General features: G+C 78.8%; 3 protein-coding genes. All 3 read right to left on the minus strand.

Annotated elements, in window-relative coordinates:
* Positions 1 to 443, minus strand: a 443-nt coding sequence (locus tag CBZ_RS20430) for a uroporphyrinogen-III synthase (protein ID WP_174768710.1), incomplete at its 3' end; no start/stop codon positions are given.
* A 34-nt stretch (positions 444 to 477) separates the two neighbouring features.
* The gene (gene hemC / locus CBZ_RS20435; protein WP_130783239.1) at positions 478 to 1506 is read right to left on the minus strand and encodes a hydroxymethylbilane synthase; all 1029 of its coding nucleotides are present in this window, start codon (positions 1504 to 1506) and stop codon (positions 478 to 480) included.
* Positions 1507 to 1741: 235 nt separating this feature from the next.
* On the minus strand, positions 1742 to 2634 hold an 893-nt coding region (locus tag CBZ_RS20440; protein ID WP_174768711.1), incomplete at its 5' end, for a protoporphyrinogen/coproporphyrinogen oxidase.

The following is a 2634-nucleotide window of genomic DNA, read 5'->3' on the forward strand; positions in this document are numbered from 1 at the left end:
GTCCGGGTGGTCCTGGGGAGGGCCGGCCAGGCCGCCACGAGTGCCCGGGCCGTCGACTCGCCGCGCGGCACGAGGGTCGGCACGACCCCGGCGTCGCGCAGTGCGCGGGCCGTGCCCGGCCCGACGGCCGCGACCTGGACGTGCGCGTCGGCGACGATCCCCGCGAGCGTGCGTCCGGCGTGCGCGGCGCGCGCCTCCAGGACGGGGACCGCGGCCTGGCTCGTGACGACCAGCCACCGGTACCAGCCCGCGCCGAGCGCCAGCAGGACGTCGTCCAGCGGCCCCAGGTCCTCGGGCGGGACGGTCTCGACGAGCGGCACGACGACGGCCTCCGCGCCAGCGGCGGCCAGGGCGATCGCGGCCGGGCTGACCCCGGCGGCGGGTCGGGGGACGAGGACGCGCCAGCCCGTGAGCGGCAGGCCGACGGCGTCAGGGGCGCTCATCGCGTGCTCCGCGGGTCGGCGAGGTCGGGGGTGCTCACCGTGTGCTCCGCAGGTCGGCGAGGTCGCCCGCACCCGCGGCCAGCAGGTCGTCGGCGAGGGCGACGCCGAGCGCGTGGGCCGCGGCGGCGTCGGCGGCACTCGTGGCCTCGTCGGACGCGCTGACGGCGCCGTGGCCGTCGGGACGGGCTGCGGGAGTGAGGGCAGCGTGACCGGAGCGGCGCAGCGAGGCCGTGCCGTCGGTCCGTACGACGACGGCCTCGAGGGTCAGCGTCCCGTCGTCGGCGAGCACGGCGAGCGTGCCGACCGGGGCGGCGCAGCCGGCCTCCAGCCGGGCGAGCAGCGCGCGCTCGGCGAGCACCGCGAGGCGGGTCGGCCGGTGGTCGAGCGCCCGCAGCGCGGCGGCGAGCGGCGCGACGACGTCGGTCGTCAGGCCGCCCGCGCGGGTCTCGACGGCCAGGGCGCCCTGCCCGGGGGCGGGGAGCATGACGTCGGGCCCGAAGAGCTCGGTCACGGCCTCCAGGCGGCCGATCCGGGCGAGACCGGCCCGCGCCAGCACGACGGCGTCGAGGTCGCCGGGTCCGGTCGTGGAGCCAGCGACGCGGCCGAGGCGGGTGTCGACGTTGCCGCGGATGTCGACGACGTCGAGGTCGGGCCGTGCGGCAAGGAGCTGGGCGGCCCGGCGCGGCGAGCCGGTGCCGACGCGCGCGCCCTCGGGCAGCCCGGCGAGCGTGAGCCCGTCGCGCGCGCACAGGGCGTCGCGGGGGTCCTCGCGGGGCGGGACGGCGGCGAGCACGAGGCCCGGGGCGTCGGCCGTCGGCAGGTCCTTGAGGGAGTGCACGGCGACGTCGCACCGGCCGTCGAGCAGGGCGTCGCGCAGCGCCGTGACGAACACGCCCGCGCCGCCGAGGCTCGCGAGCGAGCCCGTGAACCGGTCGCCGTCGGTGCGGACGCGGACCGTCTCGAGGTCGAGCCCGCCGTGCGCGGCGAGCGCGTCGGCGACGTGCCCGGTCTGGGTGAGGGCGAGGGTGCTCGCGCGCGTGCCGATGCGGACCTGCTGGGGCATGCCGCCCAGTGTCCAACGCGGTGCGGGTCCGTGTCGAAGCGTGCCGGACGACCCCGGGAATGCGTCCCGTCGGGCGGCGCGACGGCGACCTGACAATCCGTCAGAAAATATCGGGGAACCGCTGGTCGAACGACACCCGGAATGGTGCCGGTCACATTCTTCGCGACGATCCGGCGAACTGTCAGAAAAGAATCGCGAGGAAATGTGACCGACGACTCCCGACCCGGCGCGAGGGTCAGAGGAGGGTGCGGGCCGCCGCCTGCGCGTCCGGGACGACGGACGCCAGCCCGTTGCCCGCCGCCCACGCCCCGCACACCGCGACCCCCGGCAGCGCCGCCGCGGCCGACCGGACCTCGGTGACCGCCGCCTGGTGCGCCGCGCTCGGCCGGGGGAGGGCCTGCGTCCAACGGACGACCGCGGTGCCCTCGACGGCGTCGGCGGGCAGCGGGACACCGAGCAGCACCGCCGCGTCGCGCAGCGCCAGGTCGACGAGCGCGTCCTTGTCGGCCGGCACCGCGGACGCGTCGTCGCCCGCGCGCCCGTACGACAGCCGGACCGCGTGACGGCCCGGCCCGGCGGCACGCGCCAGCCACGGCCACTTCGCGGTCCCGTGCGTGAGGGCCTTCGCGGTGACGTCCGTGGCCTCCTGCGCGACGAGCACGCCCGTGCCGCGCGGGGCAGCGTCGAGCGCGGTGCTGCGCAGCACGAGCGTGACGAGCGTGACGACGGCCCCCTCGTCGAGCCCGTCGGTCGGGTCGGCGGGCGTGCCGGGCACGTCGTCCGGGCCGTCCGACGCCTCCGGCGTCGCGGCGAGCAGCGGGCGCAGCAGGTCGCCGGTCGTGGGCGTGGCGAGCACCAGCCGGGACGCCCGGAGCACCGCGCCGTCCGCGAGGACGACCTCGTAGCCGGTGGGGTCGTCGCCGGCGGGACGGACCTCGGTCACGCGGGTGCGGGTCCGCACCTCGCCGCCGTGCGCCTCGACGTCCGCGACGAGCGCGTCCACGAGCAGGTGCAGGCCGCCGTCGACGCCCTGGACGGCCGACCCCGCGGGCGCGGCGGCGCGCAGCGACCGCACGGCCCGCGCGAGCGAGCCCTTCGCGTCGCGCAGGGCGGCGGGGAGCCCGGGGG

Origin of the sequence: Cellulomonas biazotea (genome assembly GCF_004306155.1) — a bacterium.
Lineage (GTDB): Bacteria > Actinomycetota > Actinomycetes > Actinomycetales > Cellulomonadaceae > Cellulomonas > Cellulomonas biazotea.